Origin of the sequence: Mariniflexile sp. AS56 (assembly GCF_030552475.1) — a bacterium.
GTDB lineage: Bacteria > Bacteroidota > Bacteroidia > Flavobacteriales > Flavobacteriaceae > Mariniflexile.
Window position 1 is genome coordinate 36,865 of record NZ_JAUPED010000002.1, and the last position, 17,399, is coordinate 54,263.

Sequence of the window (17,399 nt, forward strand, 5' to 3'; positions counted from 1 at the left end):
AATTTCAATAAAATACAATGTGTAGAAAAAGATCATAGAACACCTTTTGAAACAAGTCGGAATTTTGTTTATTGTTGGTTTAAAAGAAAATAATTACAAGCCATGTTATAATTGATTCGTTGCTTTAATAATGTGAATTTAGCTACTGTAATCCATTTAAACTTCTGTTAAATTATACATAATTTGTTAAAATTTCGTAAGTTTGCAATTAATATGAAAGAAGTGTCCCATAAAATAATATCCATGTTCATGGCTTTTGTAGTGCTTGTCTCTACAATGTCATTTACTATTGATATGCATTATTGTGGTGATACTTTGATGGATACGGCAGTTTTTCACAAGGTTGAAACTTGTGGCATGGAAATGCAACCAGCAGTATCGAATTCAGGATGTCCTGTTGTAAAAAATGATTGTTGTAAAGATGAGCAAGTTCTTGTAAAAGGTCAAGATGAGCTTAAAATTTCTTTTGATACAGTTACTTTTGATCAACACGTATTCATTGCATCATTCTTTTACGCTTATATTAATCTTTTTGAAGGAACACAAGATAAAGTTTCTTCTTTTGGAGATTACTACTCACCACTCGTCATAAGGCAAATCTACAAGCTTGACGAGACTTATTTAATTTGATTTTAAACTTTAGACACGGCCATCCAATAACGAAATGTTGTTAGGATGTTTTGTTGTATTCGGTGTTTTTCTAACACCAATTTCTAATGATTTAATAATCAAGTTATATGTTAAATAAAATTATAAAATATTTTCTTGAGAATAAGTTAATAACTGTTCTTATCTTAATTACTTTCATTGTGTGGGGTGTGTCTACATCACCATTCAACTGGAATACCGGTTTTCTGCCTAAAGATCCCGTTCCTGTGGATGCGATCCCAGATTTAGGTGAAAACCAACAAATAGTTTTTACAGAATGGGGAGGCAGGTCTCCTCAAGATATTGAAGATCAAATTACTTACCCGCTAACAACCTCTCTTTTAGGAATACCAAATGTCAAGTCGATACGAAGTTCGTCTATGTTCGGTTTTTCAAGTATTTATATCATTTTTGAAGAAAAAGTAGATTTCTATTGGTCGCGCTCTCGTGTTTTAGAAAAATTAAATTCGCTACCTAACAATTTATTACCCGATCAAGTAAAACCCGCCTTGGGTCCAGATGCCACAGCATTAGGTCAAGTGTATTGGTACACTATTGAAGGACGCGATCCAGAAGGTAATGTAACCGGTGGTTGGGATTTAGATGAATTACGCTCGGTACAAGATTACTATGTAAAATACGCTCTAAATGGAGTGTCTGGCGTTTCTGAAGTGGCCTCGGTAGGTGGGTATGTTAAAGAGTACCAAATTGATGTGAATCCGGATGCCTTAAAAGCATATAACGTAGGTATTGACATGGTCATGATGGCTGTGAAAAATTCCAATCGTGACATAGGTGCCAAAACAATCGAAATTAATAAAGCCGAATATTTTATTCGCGGATTGGGTTATATCAAATCTACCGAAGATATAGAAAATACGGTGGTAAGTGTTAAAGATAATAAGCCTATTCTAGTTAAAGATGTGGCTCATGTAAATTTAGGACCAGCCACTCGAAGAGGTGTTTTAGATAAAGGCGGTGCCGAAGTTGTTGGTGGTGTTGTTGTGGCACGTTATGGCTCGAACCCGTTAGAAGTTATTAATAATGTAAAGACAAAAATAAAAGAGTTTTCATCTGGTTTACCTAAAAAAACATTAGCAGATGGCACGGTTAGTCAGTTAACTATCGTGCCTTTTTATGATCGGACGCACCTTATTGAAGAAACTATTAGCACATTAGAAACAGCGCTCTCTCACGAAATTCTAATTAGTATCATTGTGGTACTTGTGCTTATGATGAATTTAAGGGCGTCCATCATAATATCTAGTTTATTACCGGTTGGTGTTTTAATGACTTTCATAATCATGCGTTATGCTGGGGTAGATGCCAATGTAGTGGCATTATCTGGTATTGCTATTGCCATTGGTGTCATGGTCGATATTGGTATTGTGTTTGTTGAAAACATCATCCGACATTTAGAAATGCCCGAAAACCATGGAGTAAAAGGGAAGGTGTTAATGAATGTTATTTATGAAGCGACCAAAGAAGTGGCATCGGCAGTAACTACAGCCTTGGCTACAACCGTGGTTAGTTTTATACCGGTTTTCGCTATGGTGGGTGCCGAAGGAAAATTATTTAGACCGCTAGCATTTACAAAAACATTTGCCTTATTAGGTACCTTCCTTTTAGGTATTATTGTATTGCCTGCCTTAGCACATTTTGTTTTTGGAATAAATTATGATAAAAAGAAAGTAAAAAGAACTTGGGGAATCATCCTTATTGTAGCTGGTTTGCTTTTGGCCTTTTATATGCACATGTGGTTGCCACTAGTGTTATGTGTTTTAGGTTTAAATTCTTTATTTGAACACAAATTACCGCTTAAATTCAATAAGTATTCAAACTATATTAATGTTGGTTTAACCTTATTTATAGCCACCTTTTTCTTAGCTGAAGAGTGGATGCCATTGGGTCCACAAAACCTTCTAATTGTAAATTACATATTTGTACTGGTTTTAATCGGGGTTATTTTAGGCGCTTTATTAGCGATTGTACATTTCTACGAACCCGTTCTTAAATGGTGTTTGAATAATAAAGCGAAGTTTTTCTTAGTGCCACTTTTTACATTGCTATTTGGTATTTTTATCTGGATAGGATTTAATGGCACTTTTGGATTTGTCGCTAAAGGATTCGATAAAATGGGTTGGAATGTTAAGGAAAGCAAAGGCTGGACTTCCATGGCTAAAACATTTCCAGGAATAGGGTCTGAGTTTATGCCAACTTTAAATGAAGGTTCCTTTTTATTAATGCCTACTGCCATGCCACATGCTGGTTTGGAAGAAAGTAAAAATACGGTTCAGAAATTAGATATGCTTCTCGCGAATATTCCAGAAGTAGACATTGCTGTTGGTAAATTAGGTCGTGTAGAAAGTGCAATCGACCCTGCACCCATTTCGATGTTTGAAAATATCATCAATTATAAACCGGAGTTTATAGCTTCAGAAGAAGGGAAACCCATTCGATTTAAGGTTGATAAAGATGAAAATTTTGTACTTAAAAACGGAAAGGTTGTTTCAAATAATGATGCTTTAAATCAAAGTATAAAAGAAAGCGATTTAGTACCCGATGAAGATGGCGAGTTTTATAGAAACTGGCGTTCTCATATTAAAAGTTCTGATGATATTTGGAAAGAAATCATTAAAGTTTCTAAACTTCCAGGCGTGACCTCTGCACCAAAATTGCAGCCTATTGAAACCCGATTGGTAATGCTGCAAACAGGAATGCGAGCTCCTATGGGAATTAAAGTATATGGTCCCGATTTAAAAACCATTCAAGATTTTGGAATGGAGTTGGAAGGGATCTTGAAGCAAGTTCCTTCTGTAAAAGCAGATGCTGTTTTTGCCGATAGAATTGTTGGGAAACCTTATTTACAAATGAACATTGATAGATCTGCGATAGCGCGTTACGGGCTAAGTGTAGAAAGTGTTCAACAGGTTGTGGAAGCTGCTGTAGGTGGCATGAAAATTACATCAACCGTTGAAGGTCGGGAACGTTATCCTGTTCGTGTTCGCTACCCTAGAGAGTTGCGAGACGATCCGGGAAAAATAAAAAAAATACTAGTACCAACGCCTACAGGTGTTCAAGTGCCGTTGGGTGAGCTTATTAGCTTGGAGTTTGTAAGAGGGCCACAAGTAATTAAAAGTGAAGAAACCTTTTTGGTAGGTTATGTGTTGTTTGATAAAAACGAAACATTCGCAGAAGTAGATGTTGTTAATGATGCCCAAGACCTGATACAAGAAAAGATTGATTCTGGCGAATTAGTGGTGCCAAAAGGAGTGAGTTATAAATTCTCAGGAAGTTATGAGAATCAAATTCGAGCAGTTAAAAAATTGGCGATTGTAATCCCGATAAGTTTAGTCGTGATATTCTTGTTATTATTCTTCCAGTTTAAAACAGTGATTGCATCATCTATACATTTTTCAGGTGTTTTTGTGGCTTTTGCGGGTGGTTTTATCATGTTGTGGTTATATGGACAAGATTGGTTCTTGAATTTTTCAATAGCCAACGTGAATATGCGCGATTTGTTTCAAATACACCCCATTAATTTAAGTGTTGCCGTATGGGTTGGGTTTATAGCCTTGTTTGGTATTGCGACCGATGATGGTGTGATTATGGGAACCTACATTCACCAAGTGTTTGAAGAGCGTCAACCAAAAACAGTAGAAGCAGTACGAGAAGCTGTTTTGGTAGCCGGTAAAAAACGTGTGAGACCAGCAATGATGACTGCTGCAGTTGCTATTATCGCCTTGCTCCCTGTATTAACATCGCGAGGTAAAGGTTCCGATATTATGATTCCCATGGCGATACCAACATTTGGTGGTATGATTATTCAATTGATGACCATGTTTGTTGTGCCCGTATTACAAGCCTTTTGGAGAGAAACAGTAATTAAAAGAAATCGAAAATGAGAGTAATAAATATATATAAGATATTACATATAAGATATTTAATTCTTGTGGCGGTATTGTGTTCAACGGGCGTTCAAAGTCAGACTTTAAATGATTATTTAAGTATGGCTACTCAAAATAACCCCGAAATACAATCGGCATATAAAACCTTTGAAGCTGCTTTAGAAAAAGCACCTCAAGTAAGTTCGTTACCCGATCCTAGTTTAACCATGAGTGCCTTTGGGCGGATGATTGAAACGCGATTAGGTACGCAAGAAGCACGTTTCAGCTTCATGCAAATGTTTCCGTGGTTTGGAACTTTGGAAGCTAAAAAGAGTGCTGCCAATTTAATGGCAGAGGCTACGTTTCAGAAGTATTTAGATTCTAAAAATGAAGTCTTTTTAATGATTAAGAAGTCCTATGCAGAAATTTATGAACTAAATAGGATGGTACAAATTGAAGAAAGAAATCTTGAGATTCTAGACAACTATAGAGAGCTCGCTTTAAGCAAATTTAAAAGTGGTAAAGGCGCTATGGTCGATGTGGTTCGAATTGATATTAAAAGAAACGATAGCGAAACCAAAATTCAGTTATTAAACGAGCAAAATGAACCGCTTCAAATTGAGTTTAATAGTTTGCTAAATAGAGATTTAAACGCTTTAATAAATATACCAGACGCTTTGCCTTTGGTTGATGTTACTTCGCTTCTTGAGTCTGATAGTTTATTTGTTTCTAATCCTAAATTATTGGGTTTAGATAAAATGATAGCATCTTATGAAGCTCAGAAAAAGATAGTTAAAAACGAAGGATTGCCAATGATAGGTTTGGGATTAGATTATTCAATTATTTCCAAGCGCGATGTTCCTGGCTTAGAAATGAATGGGCAAGATGCTATCATGCCTATGCTTTCGGTAACATTGCCCATTTTCAGAAAAAAATATAAGGCGAAGCAAAATGAAGTAGCCTTTATGTTAGAGGCAACAACCTATGATAAGCAAGCTGTAAAAAATAAGCTGCAAACAATGTACAGTATGGCGAATTATAAATTTTCAAAAGCGAATACCTTAAATGCCTTGTACAAAAAACAAACAGAAAGTACACAACAAGCCATTTCTTTATTAATAGCGGCTTACAGTAATTCTGGAATCAATTTTGAAGAAATTTTAAGAATGAATCAAGATTTGTTAATGCTTCAAACGGCAACAGTTTTAGAAACTAAGAATCAGTTTGTAGCGCAATCAACAATAGATTATTTAATAGCTAATCAGCAATAAGATGAATACAAAAATTAAAAATATATTAAAGATGGTAGGGATTCTATTTATAGGCCTACTATTAGGATGGATGGTATTTGGTGGAAGTGAAACTCCAAAAGAAGAACACGACCATAGTGAAGTAGAAGGCGCAGAAACTATCTGGACTTGCTCTATGCACCCGCAAATACAAATGAAGGAACCTGGGCAATGTCCATTATGTGGCATGGATTTAATTCCTCTAGAAGCTAATGAATCGGCTATGGACCCAAATGCATTTCAAATGACTGAAGATGCTATGAAATTGGCAAACATCCAAACCATGGTTGTGGGAAGTAAAGACGCCAACAAGAAATTAGCCTTGAACGGAAAAGTGCAGATTGATGAGCGTAAGTTGTACACGCAATCGTCTCACATTTCAGGGAGAATAGAGAAGCTTAACGTTAATTTTACAGGTGAGAAAGTAAGTCGAGGTCAAACTCTGGCCATGGTATATTCCCCAGAATTGGTGACTGCTCAAGAAGAGTTATTACAGGCTAACCGTATTAAGGAATCGCAACCCGAATTATTTGAGGCTGCCAAACAAAAGTTGAGTAATTGGAAAATTGGAGCAACTACCATAAATAAAATTATTAGTAACAATAAGCCTATTCAGCAATTCCCAATTACTGCAGATGTTTCTGGAATTATTACTGCTAAAAAGGTAGATTTAGGTAACTATGTTGGTCAAGGAATGCCTATATATGAGATAGCTGATTTATCGTCTCTTTGGGTGCTTTTTGATGTGTATGAAACTGATATGTCATGGGTGAAAGTAGGCAATAAAATAAACTATACCGTACAATCGTTACCAGGTGAAACTTTTGAGGGGGCTGTTTCTTTTATCGATCCTTTAATCAATCCTCAAACACGTGTGGCATCAGCGCGCGTTGAAGTTAAAAATTCTGAAAATAAGTTAAAACCAGAAATGTTTGTTTCTGGGGTTGTTAGTAATAATTTATCGACATCAACCTCAAAAGATATTGTAATCCCAAAAACAGCAGTGATGTGGACGGGTGAGCGTTCTGTAGTTTATGTTAAAAGTATGACTGCAAATAAGGTGAGTTTTAAATTACGAGAAGTGTTACTAGGAGCTTCTTTAGGAGATGCGTATCTAATAAAAGAAGGGCTTTTAGAAGACGATGAAATTGTTGTTAGAGGTACTTTTACTGTGGATGCAGCATCGCAATTAGCAGGTAAACCAAGTATGATGAATCCTGGTAGCGAAGCGATGTCCTCTTCAAATGAAACAGAAACGTCTAAGAAAAAGGAAACGAAAAGTATATCGGTAAATCAAAAAGCAAAGGATGCTTTAAAACCAGTGATTTCGGAATATATGTCTTTATCAGATGCGCTCGTTAATGACGATTTAGCGGCTGCTAAAAAGGCTGGAAACAAATTGCTTAAAGCGGTTGAAGGCGTAAATATGGGGTTGTTTACAGGTGAATCTCACACTGTTTGGATGGACTTAAGTGGTAATTTAAAAAAGGGACTAGAACACGTAAATCACTTTAGTAGTTTAGACGATTTTAGAAAGTCGCTTGGACAAATATCTGATGCTGTGATTAATCTTGAAATAACGTTCAAACCAAATAAGGGAACTCTTTATGTGATGCACTGCCCTATGGCAAACAGCAATAAAGGTGGCGATTGGTTAAGTACATCGAAAGAAGTTAAAAACCCATACTACGGTCAAGCCATGCTTACCTGTGGTGAGGTTTCAAAAGAGTTAAAAGAATAGCCGTTTGAGGTTATTTTAGAGTTTTAATATATCTATTTTAAATCTCAATTAATGAAACATAAATAAAATGAAACATACAATAAAATACATAAGTAAATGCTTTACGTGTCTACTGGCATTCTTTATGCTAAGCATACACTTAGAAGCACAAACAAACACGCATGTTGAAGGTAATGTTGATAACCTTCCTGTTAAAGAATATAGCATAACTATTGATAAAGCGATGGTTAATAAAGCAGGGAAAGAGGTTATGGGCATGACTATTAATGGTACGATTCCCGGACCCGTTTTAGAGTTTACAGAAGGGGAATATGCTGTAATTAATGTTAAGAACAATCTGGATACAGAATCATCTATTCACTGGCATGGGCTTTTGCTTCCTAACTTTTTTGATGGCGTTCCGTATTTAACTACGCCACCTATAGAAGCGGGAGCTACTTTTAGATATGAGTTTGCTTTAAAACAATCTGGGACTTATTGGTATCATTCACACACCATGTTACAAGAACAAAGTGGCGTGTATGGTTCCTTTGTAATCAAACCTAAAAAACAAACATTGAAGTATGATAAGGAATTAGTTTTAATGCTTTCTGATTGGACAAATGAAAAGCCAATGAATGTACTGCGTAATTTAAAACGTGGTAATGAGTGGTATGGGATAAAAAAGGGTACGTCTACACCACTAAATAAAGTAATTGCACGTGGTGCTTTTGGAGCACAACTTGATTTTTGGAGACAGCGTATGGAAGGGGCTGATATTGCCGATGTGTACTATCCTGCCTTTCTTATAAACGGAAAAGAAACTATCGAGTATCCTGAATTTAAACCAGGAGAAAAAGTACGATTAAGAATTATTGATGGTGGAGCGTCTACCTCTTTCTGGATGACTTTTGGAGGTGAAACACCTACATTAATATCCTCGGACGGATTGGATGTGGTTCCGGTACCTCACAACAAAACGTTTATTGGTGTTGCGGAAACTTATGATTTTATTGTAACTATTCCCGATAGTGGAAAAATGGAATTTAGAATTACAGCTCAAGATGGTTCTGGTACGGCATCTGCTTTTTTAGGAACAGGTCAAGTTTTACCGGCCGAAGTTATTGCGAAGCCAGATAAAATAGCAATGATGCAGAAAATGGCTAAAATGAAAATGAAAATGGGCGCGCACGCCATAAAATTTCAGCCTAATAAAGATGAACGTCATGAAATGAAAAACGAGTATGGCATGCAGATGGATGATATGGCGGGTATGAAAATGTCTGATACTAAGGAGATGGACCATTCTAAAATGAAAGGAATGGACATGGAAAAACCGGTTGATTCAAAGAAAATGGATCATTCAAATATGGATGGGATGAAGCCAGAAGCAAAGGAAACACCTATGGCTATGGACCATTCTAAAATGGATCATTCTAAAATGAACCATACGGATACCGATAAAAAAACGGATATGAAGGAAATGAACATGCCTAAAACCGAAACGAACATGGCGGGCATGCAAATGGATGGTATGGATATGTTTTCAGAATATAACTATGATTATTTAAAATCACCCAATAAAACCACTTATGATAAAAATGTACCTGTAAATGAAGTGTTATTAAACCTTACGGGGAACATGAGTCGTTATATCTGGAGTATGAATGGTGTGCCATTATCAGAAACCGACAAAATAAAAATTAAAAAAGGTGAGGTTACTAGGATAACATTCAACAACTTAACCATGATGCATCATCCCATGCATTTACACGGTCATTTCTTTAGAGTTCTAAATAAAAATGGTGATTATTCACCCTTGAAGCATACGGTAAACGTACCACCCATGCAGCAAATAACTATTGAGTTTTATGGTGATGAATATGGCGATTGGTTTTTCCATTGTCACATTTTATACCACATGATGGGAGGAATGGCTCGAGTTTTTAGTTATGATACGCCTCGTGATGCGCGATTGGAAGCGTACCCGTTACAAAAACTTATTGATGAAACAAACCACCAATATACATGGGGAATGGTAGATGTGGCTTCAAACGTAGCAGCAATTAATGTAGTGAGCTCTAACCTTAGAAATCAATTTAACCTCTCTCTTGAATACGGTTGGAATAAAAATATGGAAGCAGAAGTTACCTATGAAAGGTATTTACATGATTATTTACGTGTATTTGGTGGTGTAAATGTTGAAAACGAAATAGATGGTAGTTTAGATGAATTTAGCACGACAGCAGTTGTTGGGGTGCGGTATTTAACGCCGTATTTATTTTCGTTAGATGCGCGAATCGATAATCAATTACGTCCACGTGTTTCTTTAGGAAGAAGTGTGATGTTGTTTCCAAAGTTTTCGGTATTTGGTTATTACGAGTACAAAATAGATCTAGGTTGGGTAAATACGTTGCCTATAAATACAGACTATACTTCAGATACCGTATGGAGTGCAGGCGCAGAATACATGCTTTCTAGAACGGTTTCCTTAATGGGAAGTTATGATAACCGTTTTGGAGCAGGTGGGGGCTTATCAATACGTTTTTAATCAATTTATAATTATAATAACAACAATTCAAACAATTAAAAAACAAGTAAAAATGAAAAATTTATCAGTAAAAACAGGTATTTTATCAATGGCATTTCTAACATTAACAGCGATGTCTTGCAAAAGCGAAACTAAAAAAACAGAAACTGAAGATACCCATGCTATGGAAGCAAGTAGCCATGAAAATGAAGGGCATGACCATGCTACTATGCATGGAGATTCAGACAGTCATGAAAGAAGTGTTGAGGCATCTACTGAAAAAAATGCAGCAACAACACCTATTTTAGATGCTTACATTCAAATTAAAAATGGTTTAGTCGCAGATAGTAAAGAGAAAGCAGCAGCAGGAGCAACAGCTTTATTAAAAGCTTTTTCAGCATTTAATATGTCTGAATTAAAAGGAGACACTCATAATGAATATATGGAAATTTTAGAAAGTGCTAAAGAACATGCAGAACATATTGTAGAAAGCACTATCGATCACCAAAGAGAGCATTTTGAAGGTCTAAGCACAGATATTAGTGATTTAGTAACTTTATTAGGTACAGAAAAAACACTTTATAAAGATTTTTGCCCAATGGCAAATAACAATAAAGGTGGTGCTTGGTTAAGTGAAGTAAAAGATATTAAAAATCCATACTTCGGTGCTAAAATGTTAAAATGTGGTAGCGTACAGCAACAAATTAACTAAATGAAGTTAGTTAAAATTATAAGTATAATTTTATTAGTTGTGTTTGTGGGTATTCAATTTATACCCACAACACGCAACTTAAGTAAGGATGTTTCCAATTCCGATTTTATGGTTGTTTTTGATGTGCCAAAAAATATAGAATCTAAATTAAAAGTGTCCTGTTATGATTGCCATAGTAATAACACCTATTATCCATGGTATAATAAAATTCAACCTGTAGCTTGGTTTTTGGAAGATCATATCAACGAAGGAAAAGCTGAACTTAATTTCAGCACATTTGGGGAGTATTCAAAACGAAGACAAAAGAGTAAGTTAAAATCGATAATGAGTCAAATTACTGATGATGAAATGCCTTTGGAGTCTTACACATTAATTCATAGCGATGCTAAATTATCTAAAGAAGATAAAAAAGAAGTTGTTAGTTGGATAGAGACACTCGTTTATTAAAATAATGTAAGTGTTTTACCTTGATTTTTAGGCTGATATGGAAGTTTTATAAATGGTTCTAAAAATCATATAACCCATTTTTTTATGTAATACTTAATTTTGAAATGAACCTTAAAATTAAATAAACATGGAACAAAATCACTCAAACTCAAAGAAAAACCCGTATCCGAAATTTGCTTTAATAATGGCAGTTTCATTTATAATCATGTATTTGGTTATGTTTTTAAATTTAGCGGAGACCGATCACGTTTTAAATAGTTTAACCCGTGTGTACATGACCACGTTAATGATTGCGGCTATGGCTATAACCATGTTGTTATTTATGTGGAATATGTACCCCAAGCTTAAAGTTAATCTAGGAATTTTGGCATTTTCTGCTATAACATTTTTGGGAACCTTATATTTGTTAAGAACACAAACGTTTGTAGGCGATATTCAATATATGAAAGCCATGATTCCGCATCATTCATCTGCTATAATGACGAGTAGCGAAGTAGAATTTAAAGATCCCGAAGCTAAAAAATTGGCTGAAGATATTATCATTGCACAGAAAAAAGAGATTAAACAAATGAAGGAGATGATTGCACGTTTAGAAAACAAAGAATAGTATGGTGAAATTAGCAATCAAAAACATGGTTTGCAACAGGTGTATTATGGTTGTGGAAGCTGAGCTAGAAAAGCTGGGGCTTCAGGTTTTAAACATCGAGTTAGGAGAAATTACGCTTCAAAATATAGTGTCTTCAACAGAAAAGGAATTAATAAAAGCACACCTAGAACCTTTGGGTTTTGAATTGTTAGATGATGTAAACAGTAAAACGATTCAAAAAATTAAATCGGTACTTATCGATTTAGTTCAAAATAAAAACAATGATATTACTATCAACGTATCCGATTATTTAAAAGAAAATTTACACCAAGATTACAGTAAATTAAGTAACCTATTTTCTCAAGTTGAAGGCATAAGCATCGAGAAATATTTTATCAATTTAAGAATTGAAAAAGTAAAAGAACTTATTGTTTACAACGAGTTATCACTTTCAGAAATTGCAAATCATTTAAACTACAGTAGTATTGCGCACTTAAGCAATCAATTTAAAAAAGTAACTGGTTTTTCGCCTTCCTATTTTAAAAAAATGAAAGGGAATAAACGTATACAACTAGATCAATTATAAATTTCGCAAATCAAAACCATAATTGTGTAAACACTTCAGGATTTTGATTCAGACCTTTGTAGTATAAAATCATAAAATTATGAAACATACATATCACATAGATGGCATGACTTGTTCTGGCTGTGAGGCTAAAGTTCAAGGCGATTTGGCCCAAGTAGAAAACGTACTTCAAGTACATGTTTCCAAAGAAAAAAAGGAGGCAGTTATTGAAATGCATAAGCATGTTTCGTTGGGTGTTTTTCAAGACGCTTTGGGAGGCACAGGTAGTAAATATCAAATTTCGATACCAGGAGCAGAGCCTTCTAAAAAGGAAGAAAAAACATCTTGTTGTTCTACACAAAATAAAGAACATAAACATACAGCGACACCACACAAACATGCCGCAGGGAAATTTTATTGTCCTATGCATTGTGAAGGCGATAAGGTATTTGATGAAGCGGGAGACTGTCCGGTTTGCGGAATGGATTTAGTGCAAGAAAAAACACTTACGGCATCAAGTACTCAGTTTACTTGCCCAATGCACCCTGAGGTGGTAAAAGAGGAGCCAGGTGCGTGCCCTATTTGTGGTATGGATTTGGTACCTATGGAAGCAGGTCTTTCAGATGAAGATAAAACATATAAAAAACTCCTAAAAAAGTTTTGGTTGGCTGTCGGTTTTACGGTGCCTATTTTTTTAATAGCCATGTCTGAAATGATACCTAATAACCCTTTGTACGCTGTTTTAGAACAGAAATATTGGAATTGGGTTCAGTTTGCATTATCAATTCCTGTGGTGTTTTATGCCACTTGGATGTTTTTTGAACGCGCATGGACCTCTCTTAAAACACAGAATCTAAATATGTTTACCTTAATTGGTATTGGTTCTGGTATTGCCTGGTTATTTAGTGTTTTTGCGATGCTATTTCCTGAAGTGTTTCCGGCGGATTTTAAAACACCTGAAGGGAATGTGTTTGTGTATTTTGAAGCGGCTACCGTTATATTAACCTTGGTTTTGTTAGGGCAACTGCTAGAAGCGAGAGCCCATAGTCAAACTAGTGGCGCTATTAAAGCATTATTGAAGTTGGTACCTGCAACGGCAACACTTGTTGAGAACGGTACAGATAGAGTTATTGCTATTGATAAGATTAATAAGGGTGATTTACTTCGCGTGAAGCCCGGTGAAAAAATTCCGGTAGATGGTCGTATCGTTGAAGGAAGTAGTAGTATTGATGAGTCGATGATTACCGGTGAACCTATTCCAGTTGATAAGGATGTTGATGATGCTGTAAGTTCTGGAACCATTAACGGTACAAAATCGTTTATTATGAATGCGGAAAAAGTGGGGTCAGAAACTTTACTTTCTCAAATAATTCATATGGTTAATAATGCCAGTCGTTCTAAAGCGCCTATTCAAAAATTGGCAGACAGAATTTCCAAGTATTTTGTGCCTATTGTATTAGTTATTTCAATAGTAACATTTATAGCTTGGGTTATTTTTGGTCCCGAACCCGCTTATGTTTTTGCGTTTGTAAATGCCATTGCGGTATTAATTATAGCTTGCCCATGTGCATTGGGTTTAGCAACACCTATGTCTGTTATGGTAGGCGTGGGGCGTGGCGCTCAATCTGGTGTACTGATAAAAAATGCGGAGGCTTTAGAGAAAATGAATAAAGTAGATACGCTTATTGTCGATAAAACAGGAACCATTACAGAAGGGAAGCCATCTGTAGAAAAAGTGATTTCGACAAGTGAAATTAGTGAAGCTGTGTTAGTTGAATATATGGCGTCACTAAATCAATATAGCGAGCATCCTTTAGCAGAAGCCATTGTTACTTATGGAAAACAACAGAAAACCGCAATAGTTAAAGTAAATGATTTTGAAGCCATCGCCGGAAAAGGTGTTGTGGGAACTGTAAAGGAGCACAAGGTCGCTTTAGGAAATGCTAAATTGTTGGAGCAATTAGAGATTGCCATACCAAGTGATTTAGCAAACCAAGTAGTTCATGAACAAGAACAGGGTAAAACAGTTTCGTATATCACTGTAAATAATAATGCGGTTGGTTATGTGAGTATTTTTGATGCCATCAAAGCAACAAGTGTGCAAGCCATTAAAGCGTTACAGGAAAGTGGAGTAGATGTAATCATGCTTACTGGCGATAATAAGAATACAGCAAAAGCAGTAGCAGAACAGTTAAATTTAAGACACTACAAAGCAGAATGTCTCCCAGAGGATAAATTAAATGAAATTAAGCAACTTCAAGCTCAAGGTAAAATTGTAGCCATGGCTGGTGATGGTATTAATGATGCACCAGCTTTAGCACAATCAGACGTGGGTGTGGCTATGGGTACAGGAACCGATGTGGCTATAGAAAGCGCTTCCATCACTTTGGTGAAAGGTGATTTACAGGGTATTGTTAAGGCTAAAAAGCTAAGTCATGCTGTTGTTCGTAATATCAAACAAAATCTGTTTTTCGCATTTGCGTATAACGTTATAGGGGTGCCTATTGCTGCGGGTGTGTTATATCCTGTATTTGGTTTACTATTATCACCCATGATTGCGGCATTGGCCATGAGTTTTAGTTCGGTGTCTGTTATTGGGAATGCATTGCGATTAAGAAAGGCTAATATATAAAAGATTAAAAATTAATGTATTAATTCATTTAATAAAGTTAAATTGTAGGAATAATGTCGTTATAGGCTTTTATTTATTGAAATACTCGATAAAACGCTTGTTTTTAACGATTAATTGTAATAACTTTGTCTTTTAAACCCCCTAAATCGCAGACATGAAAACCAAAATTATTCTATTTAGTGTTGTCTTATTTTTAATAGCAGGAGTAAGTTTTGCTCAAAAAAAGAATGAGCCCAAAAGTATTATTAGTGAAAAAGTAACCATTAAAAAATACCATAAAAAGGAAGAGTTGGAGCGCATGCAAAAAGGTGAGTTATTAGTCTTGTATATGGAACGTATAGAAGTATTAGTTAAAACATTGCCATACATTGCTTTTGCTTCAAAACCTGGTGTTACTATGAGTACTTTAGGTATTCCTAATGATAACGATAATAGAAAAATTTTAGAAAATCAGTTTGAAGCAACAGATGATTATTTTGAAGCAACAACCGAGTTTCATACACAAATATTACCCTATTCAGATACTAATAAGTTAGTTTCAGCCATAATCTTTTATGAAGAAATAATGAAATCACTACATCAATACAGTGTCTATCATTAAAAAGGTTTTTTATCTGCTTTATTAAAATAGAATGTAATCAAAATTAAATATCACAAAAGTCAATCTTATAAACTAAGGTTGGCTTTTTTTAGGTTTATTGAGAATGAAAACAAAAAGTTTCTATCATCATTTTTAATAAAAGAGTAGAGATAAGTGCTAGTAAGCCGTGTAAGAAAACACATTTTATTTACGGTCAAAATGTATTTCATCGAGCCGTTAGACCATAAAAGCTGAATATTTTATGCGTTTCATCGAAATATTTGGTATTTCGTGGGGTGTTTTTGTAAATTTGAATATGAATAAGTAGGAAAATCTTATTAAGGTTTTCATGCACAACAAAAAAAACTATGAAAAACTTTGCCCAAATCACGTTAATATTCTTTTTTATTTTAGGGAATGTTAATGCGCAACAAGAAAAAGGAATTATAGGTGCCAATAATTGGTTATATAACTGGACAGACTTTAAGCCAAACCAAAAACAATATGATGAACCTACTCAGATATTGGCTGGTACAATAGATAAAGACACAAAACTATCTAAAAGAGAAACCTATATGTTATTAGGAAGTGTTTTTGTAACTAACAATGCAACACTAACTATAGAACCAGGAACGGTTATATTAGGTGATTTTGCTACAAAAGCATCTTTAACTATTACTAAGGGAGCAAAAATTATTGCTAACGGTTTAGAAACAGATCCAATTATATTTACGTCAAACAGAAGTGTAAAACGTTCTGGAGATTGGGGAGGCATCATTTTATTAGGTGATGCGCCTAATAACAAGTTTGGAAACGGATCTGTAGCTTCTTTATATAGTGATTTAGCACAATCTGCCTACGGAAACACAAACTATGGCGGAACCAACTTAGAAAGTAATTCAGGTAGCTTAAAATATGTTAGAATTGAATTCTCAGGAAAAAGAATAAAAAACGACGATTATTTTAGTGGTTTGTTATTGGCTTGTGTTGGTAGTAAAACCGTTGTAGAGAATGTAATGGTTAGTTATTCTGCTGGTAATTCTGTAGAAATGCTTGGTGGTGATGTTTGTTTAAACAGAGTAGTATCGTATAGATCGAATAGTAACGACTTTAAGTTTAATTATGGTGCACAATGTAGATTAGATAACTCTTTAGCAATTAGATCTCCTTATGTTTCAAGTAGTTCTGCAGCAAGATGTTTACAAGTGGCGTCTTATAATAAGAGAGAAGAAGTAGACTTTACTAAAAAACAAACACATGTTAGTGCTAATAACTTAACATTTTTAAATGATAGCGAAAACTTAAAATCTGATATAGAAATGGGCTTAGTTAAAGAAGCTTTATATATAGGACAGAATGCGAAGTTAGAAATGAGTAAAAGTGTTATATCAGGATTCAATCCAGCGGTATTGCTAGAAAACACGATTGTTATTAATCAAGAAAACTTAGAAAAAGTGAAGTTTGCAAACATGTATTTCAATAACTGTAAAGGAAATATTTTTGTGGAAGATGATTCTAATAATGAAGATTTAGAAAATTGGTATGGTAATAGTTCATTTTTTAATGTATATTCTAAAAGTAATAACGCAGAAACCTTTATTGACTTTGCAAATGAAAGAAGACCAGATTTTAGATTACGTATTAACAAAATAATAGCTTCAAAAGCAGGAGTTTATGCAAACGAAGATTTAGGATTAGGATCATTAGATTAATCTAACCGATGAATTAAATTTAATGAAGTTTATAAAACAATAGGTTCCTACACTTTTCTGTAATACTTTTAAGCAGTTTTAGGAATTCTTT

General features: G+C 34.9%; 12 protein-coding genes. All 12 read left to right on the forward strand.

What is annotated here, in order from left to right:
- Window positions 1-249: 249 nt before the first annotated feature.
- Window positions 250-630, forward strand: coding sequence for a hypothetical protein (locus Q5N74_RS02915; RefSeq protein ID WP_304387207.1), 381 nt, complete (start codon window positions 250-252; stop codon window positions 628-630).
- A 107-nt stretch (window positions 631-737) separates the two neighbouring features.
- Window positions 738-4,553: an efflux RND transporter permease subunit gene (locus Q5N74_RS02920; protein WP_304387208.1), complete on the forward strand. Its 3,816-nt coding sequence runs from the start codon at window positions 738-740 to the stop codon at window positions 4,551-4,553.
- Window positions 4,550-5,806, forward strand: a complete 1,257-nt coding sequence (locus Q5N74_RS02925) for a TolC family protein (protein ID WP_304387209.1) — start codon at window positions 4,550-4,552, stop codon at window positions 5,804-5,806. The genes Q5N74_RS02920 and Q5N74_RS02925 overlap by 4 nt, the downstream gene beginning before the upstream one ends.
- Window position 5,807: 1 nt before the next feature.
- Window positions 5,808-7,565 carry an efflux RND transporter periplasmic adaptor subunit gene (locus tag Q5N74_RS02930; protein ID WP_304387210.1) on the forward strand — a complete coding sequence of 586 codons (1,758 nt, stop codon included), beginning with the start codon at window positions 5,808-5,810 and terminating at the stop codon, window positions 7,563-7,565.
- Window positions 7,566-7,689: 124 nt separating this feature from the next.
- Window positions 7,690-10,095, forward strand: a complete 2,406-nt coding sequence (locus tag Q5N74_RS02935) for a multicopper oxidase domain-containing protein (RefSeq protein WP_304387211.1) — start codon at window positions 7,690-7,692, stop codon at window positions 10,093-10,095.
- Window positions 10,096-10,147: 52 nt separating this feature from the next.
- Window positions 10,148-10,786: a DUF3347 domain-containing protein gene (locus tag Q5N74_RS02940; RefSeq protein ID WP_304387212.1), complete on the forward strand. Its 639-nt coding sequence runs from the start codon at window positions 10,148-10,150 to the stop codon at window positions 10,784-10,786.
- Window positions 10,787-11,233 carry a heme-binding domain-containing protein gene (locus tag Q5N74_RS02945; RefSeq protein ID WP_304387213.1) on the forward strand — a complete coding sequence of 149 codons (447 nt, stop codon included), beginning with the start codon at window positions 10,787-10,789 and terminating at the stop codon, window positions 11,231-11,233.
- Between the two features lie 127 nt (window positions 11,234-11,360).
- Window positions 11,361-11,840, forward strand: a complete 480-nt coding sequence (locus Q5N74_RS02950) for a DUF305 domain-containing protein (RefSeq protein ID WP_304387214.1) — start codon at window positions 11,361-11,363, stop codon at window positions 11,838-11,840.
- A 1-nt stretch (window position 11,841) separates the two neighbouring features.
- A complete protein-coding gene (locus tag Q5N74_RS02955; RefSeq protein WP_304387215.1) occupies window positions 11,842-12,405 on the forward strand; it encodes an AraC family transcriptional regulator in 564 nt (187 codons plus the stop codon).
- Window positions 12,406-12,484: 79 nt separating this feature from the next.
- Entirely contained in the window at window positions 12,485-15,016 is a 2,532-nt protein-coding gene (locus Q5N74_RS02960) for a heavy metal translocating P-type ATPase (RefSeq protein ID WP_304387216.1), read from the forward strand.
- A gap of 154 nt (window positions 15,017-15,170) precedes the next feature.
- Entirely contained in the window at window positions 15,171-15,617 is a 447-nt protein-coding gene (locus tag Q5N74_RS02965; protein ID WP_304387217.1) for a hypothetical protein, read from the forward strand.
- Window positions 15,618-15,964: 347 nt separating this feature from the next.
- Entirely contained in the window at window positions 15,965-17,308 is a 1,344-nt protein-coding gene (locus tag Q5N74_RS02970; protein ID WP_304387218.1) for a hypothetical protein, read from the forward strand.
- Window positions 17,309-17,399 lie beyond the last annotated feature (91 nt).

What these genes read in the sequence shown, in the direction of transcription:
- Q5N74_RS02915 (WP_304387207.1), top strand. Translation starts at nt 250, where the DNA reads ATGGCTTTTGTAGTGCTTGTCTCTACAATGTCATTTACTATTGATATG.
- Q5N74_RS02955 (WP_304387215.1), top strand. Translation starts at nt 11,842, where the DNA reads ATGGTGAAATTAGCAATCAAAAACATGGTTTGCAACAGGTGTATTATG.
- Q5N74_RS02925 (WP_304387209.1), top strand. Translation starts at nt 4,550, where the DNA reads ATGAGAGTAATAAATATATATAAGATATTACATATAAGATATTTAATT.
- Q5N74_RS02945 (WP_304387213.1), top strand. Translation starts at nt 10,787, where the DNA reads ATGAAGTTAGTTAAAATTATAAGTATAATTTTATTAGTTGTGTTTGTG.
- Q5N74_RS02970 (WP_304387218.1), top strand. Translation starts at nt 15,965, where the DNA reads ATGAAAAACTTTGCCCAAATCACGTTAATATTCTTTTTTATTTTAGGG.
- Q5N74_RS02920 (WP_304387208.1), top strand. Translation starts at nt 738, where the DNA reads ATGTTAAATAAAATTATAAAATATTTTCTTGAGAATAAGTTAATAACT.
- Q5N74_RS02950 (WP_304387214.1), top strand. Translation starts at nt 11,361, where the DNA reads ATGGAACAAAATCACTCAAACTCAAAGAAAAACCCGTATCCGAAATTT.
- Q5N74_RS02930 (WP_304387210.1), top strand. Translation starts at nt 5,808, where the DNA reads ATGAATACAAAAATTAAAAATATATTAAAGATGGTAGGGATTCTATTT.
- Q5N74_RS02965 (WP_304387217.1), top strand. Translation starts at nt 15,171, where the DNA reads ATGAAAACCAAAATTATTCTATTTAGTGTTGTCTTATTTTTAATAGCA.
- Q5N74_RS02960 (WP_304387216.1), top strand. Translation starts at nt 12,485, where the DNA reads ATGAAACATACATATCACATAGATGGCATGACTTGTTCTGGCTGTGAG.
- Q5N74_RS02940 (WP_304387212.1), top strand. Translation starts at nt 10,148, where the DNA reads ATGAAAAATTTATCAGTAAAAACAGGTATTTTATCAATGGCATTTCTA.
- Q5N74_RS02935 (WP_304387211.1), top strand. Translation starts at nt 7,690, where the DNA reads ATGCTAAGCATACACTTAGAAGCACAAACAAACACGCATGTTGAAGGT.